The organism is Methylobacterium sp. C33D (assembly GCF_053345825.1).
In genome coordinates, this window is sequence record NZ_JBKFAV010000087.1 from 1 (window position 1) to 3,629 (window position 3,629).

General features: G+C 65.7%; 4 protein-coding genes and 1 tRNA gene. 1 reads left to right on the top strand and 4 read right to left on the bottom strand.

What is annotated here, in order from left to right; genetic code table 11:
- On the bottom strand, positions 1-643 hold a 643-nt coding region (locus tag ACLBXO_RS31405; RefSeq protein WP_447687869.1), incomplete at its 3' end, for a flagellin N-terminal helical domain-containing protein.
- Between the two features lie 685 nt (positions 644-1,328).
- On the opposite strand from ACLBXO_RS31405, the gene ACLBXO_RS31410 reads away from it, so the two are divergent.
- A tRNA-Ile gene (locus tag ACLBXO_RS31410) sits at positions 1,329-1,404 on the top strand.
- 80 nt (positions 1,405-1,484) lie between these two features.
- On the opposite strand, the gene ACLBXO_RS31415 is transcribed toward ACLBXO_RS31410, so the two are convergent.
- From ACLBXO_RS31415 to ACLBXO_RS31425, 3 genes are all read right to left on the bottom strand, one after another.
- A complete protein-coding gene (locus ACLBXO_RS31415) occupies positions 1,485-2,537 on the bottom strand; it encodes an HD-GYP domain-containing protein (protein ID WP_447687870.1) in 1,053 nt (350 codons plus the stop codon).
- Positions 2,538-2,582: 45 nt separating this feature from the next.
- Positions 2,583-2,888, bottom strand: a complete 306-nt coding sequence (locus ACLBXO_RS31420; RefSeq protein WP_447687871.1) for a hypothetical protein — start codon at positions 2,886-2,888, stop codon at positions 2,583-2,585.
- A 7-nt stretch (positions 2,889-2,895) separates the two neighbouring features.
- A partial coding sequence (locus ACLBXO_RS31425) for a methyl-accepting chemotaxis protein (RefSeq protein WP_447687872.1) occupies positions 2,896-3,629 on the bottom strand: 734 nt, incomplete at its 5' end.

The following is a 3,629-nucleotide window of genomic DNA, read 5'->3' on the forward strand; positions in this document are numbered from 1 at the left end:
TGCTGGCGGCGGTGCCGTAGGTCGAGGCGGTGGTGCCCGAGGCGGTGAAGCCCAGCGCCGTCTGGCTGCCGGAGTTCTGGAATTCGACGTCGGCCTGGGCGTTCAGGACGATCTTGGTGCCGGTGCTATCGACCGAGAAGATCGCGCCGGCGCCGAAGGAGCCGCTGGACGAGGTCGAGGCCGAGGCGACGGCCGAGTTCAGGGCCGCGACGGTGGAGCTGATGCTCGAGGAGGCGGCGACCGTGGCGGAGACCGAGGTGCCGTTGATGGTCAGCAGGACAGTCTGGGAGGCGGTGCTGGCGCTGTAGGCGTTGGCGGCGGTGCCGGTGGTGGTCAGCTGGGTCGAGAGCGCCTGGCTGGCGATCGACTTGGCCTGGCTGACCAGCTTCTGGATCGAGGTGATGCCCTGGTTGGCGGCCTGGATCGACTGGATGCCGTTGGACACGCCGTCGAGGAGCGAGTTCAAGCTAGCCGAGCGGCCGTCGAGGGCCTGGGAGGTGAAGAAGTTGGTCGGGTTGTCGAGGGCGGAGTTGACCGTCTTGCCGGTGGCGAGGCGGTTCTGGGTGGTCGACATCAGCTGGGCGGTGTCCTGCAGCGAGAGCAGGTTCTGACGCGTCGCTGCCGACAGGGTGATGGAAGCCATGATCTGCTATCTTTCTGACTCTACACGCCGCTTCTGCGGCCAACTCAGAAACATCGCCAGTGAGGTCAGATCAATCTGAACCGCGAAACAATCCAGAAATTAGATTGCCGAAGTAAACGGGCGGATAACAAATCCATTCATTCTAGCTTACACTATACGTAGAACTCCAAATTTATCAATCGCTCAGCGGTTGATTTATGGAGACTCAAGGAGGCGTGACGGCAATGAGATCAACTCTACGGGCGTACAGCAGCGGCTGCCAGTCACGTGCAGTCGAGCCGGCGGACGACATCGTCGAGGGAGAAGACACCGACGGTGTCGAACACGGTCGGGCCTAGGAGGCGTGAGCGCGTCGCCTATGGGGGACGAGGACTTCGAGCACTCCTCGCTGTCCGGTCCCGTGAGCCATGACGGTGAAAGGGTCGAGGTCGAGATCTTCCGCCGTGCCGGCTCGCAGGGCCCCTGGCGGATCGAGGTCGTGCACATTGGGGGGTGGTTGCACGCGGTGGTCCGCGGAGTTCGCCACGGATCAGGAAGCCGTCTGTGCATTTCGTGCGCTCATTGCGGAGCACGGTCTGGTGATCTTCACCGGCCGAAGCTCGGATCCGCAGCACTGATCGCGTCGTCGCTCGGCTTGAAGGGCGCGGGTTGTGACGCTAGAGACCTGGCCGCTATATGAGGCCAGGGGCCTGTAGCTCAACGGTTAGAGCCGACCGCTCATAACGGTCTGGTCGCAGGTTCGAGTCCTGCCGGGCCCACCAGATCTGTTAGAGTCACAGCATTTTAGACGATCAACACCAATGAGCTCGTTCCGACAAATTATCAATCACTGGCTCATCGACTAGGCTGGAGCGACCCCGATTGGATCGAATGCGGTTATCACCGGACGAAACGCTGTGATCAGATCAGCGTCGAGCCGACCGGTCATGGACTGGACGACGCCGTAGGCCTCCCCGCTCGGCATGGGCGCACGATAGGGCCGCCGCTCGATCAGAGCCCCGTAGATGTCGCAGATCGTCACCAAGCGTACGAGGTCGGGGATCTCGGGCGCCCGTAGCCCGTCCGGGTAGCCGGACCCGTCGAGCATCTCGTGATGTGAGCGTACGACCTGCAGCATCTCCGGTGAGAAACCGCTGCCGACCAACATGTCGTAGCCGAGCGCCGCGTGCGTACGCATCACGGCCATCTCTTCATCGGTGAGCCGGCCGGGCTTGTTCAGGATCGCGGTCGAGATCCGGGTCTTGCCGACGTCATGCAGGAGCGCCGCCTTGGTTAGGCGATAGCTGTCCAGATCGTCGAAACCGAGCTTGGTCGCAAACGCGACTGCAAGGCCTGTGACGATCAGGCAGTGCCGGTGCGTGGCCTCGTCGAAGCGCTGGACCGCCCGGATCCAATCGCGGACGCCACAATGCTGTACGGCGCGCGCGATCAGGCCGGTGCCGGTGCTTGCCAGCTCGGGGGTGATCACCTGCCCGGAAAAGAACGCCCGATCGAAGAACTGCCGGGCCTCGTCAGCCATTCGGGCAATGACGGCGGAGCCGCCGATTTCCTGGAGCCGGTCGATCCGATCCAGCAGCCGCTCAAGGATCGACATGGCCGGGAGGATGTCGGTAGGGGCGAGGAGCCGAGCCTGGGCCTCGGCGCGAGCGGCGTTGCCGTGGGTCAGGAACAGAAAGGGTGCGCCGGCCGCTCGCAGCGGCTCCAGCATCCGCCGCAAGCGCATGATCGCCTCGGAGGTGAGCCGGGCGATGTCACCGACAACCAAGTCTGGCTGGCCTAATGGCACGACGTCGTCATACAGGTCTTGAAGAGTGCAGCGCCGGGCTGGCCCGAGGGAACGCGCCAGCTGCCTGGCCCGGGGTAGGCTGTCGGTAATCAACAGAAGCCTATCCACGACGGCCTCCTGTGTGCGTATAGTAGGGCATAGGCGTCCGCACGCTCAGGCGTCGAATGGAAGCCGCCGCGTCGCATCAGCGAGGGGCTGCACTACGCCGAGTAGAGCCTGCAGCGCATCATGTATGGCCTGATCCGACGCGCTGAGTTCGCCCATGGGCTGATGCAGCTCGGCGATCAGGGCTTCGATCTCGCGACACATCTGCAGCAGCCGCTTACCACCAGCCTGCATGTGGGGCACGCGTGAGCCGAGATCCTCGCCCCGCGCATGTGCGGCAGCGAGATCGGCGTGCAGTCGGTCGGACTGATCCGACCCGTGAAGCCGGACCGGGAGCACGAGGATGTCGGTCATGGCGTCCTCAAGCCGCGCGGACGGTGGCGAGGAAGCGGCTGACCTCTGCGCCGAGATGCTCGGATTGCCGCGACAGCTCCGAGGCCGCCGACAGGACCTGCGAGGCCGCAGCCCCCGTCTCCTCCGACGCCTGCGCCACCCCCGCGATGTTGCCCGTCACCTCGTGGGTCCCCGCCGAAGCCTGGGCCACGTTGCGGACGATCTCCTGGGTCGCCGCGCCCTGCTGCTCGACCGCCGCCGCGATCGAGGTCGCCACGTTGTCGATCTCCCGGATCCGCCCGGTGATCCCGCCGATCGCCGTCACCGCCTGCGCGGTCACACCCTGAACCTCGCCGATCTGGCGCGCGATCTCCTCGGTCGCCTTGGCGGTCTGCTCGGCCAGCGCCTTCACCTCGGTGGCCACGACCGCGAAACCCCGACCCGCGGCGCCCGCCCGCGCCGCCTCGATCGTGGCGTTGAGCGCCAGGAGGTTGGTCTGGCCGGCGATGCCCGAGATCATCCCGACCATGTCGCCGATCCGCGCGGCGTTCTGGCTGAGCGCCTGGACGAGGTGGGCGGTCTGATCGGCATCGCTCACTGCGGCCTGGGCGAGGCTGGCCGATCCCTGCACCTGTCGGCCGATCTCCTGCACGGACGAGCCGAGTTCCTCGGCGGCTGCCGCGACCGTGTTGACGTTGGTCGAGGCTTCTTCCGCGGCCGCGGCCACGCTGGTCGATTGCGCGGCGGTCTCCTCGGCGGTGG

Excerpts from the sequence above, each read along its gene's own strand:
- ACLBXO_RS31420 (WP_447687871.1), bottom strand. The coding sequence starts at position 2,888 with ATGACCGACATCCTCGTGCTCCCGGTCCGGCTTCACGGGTCGGATCAG.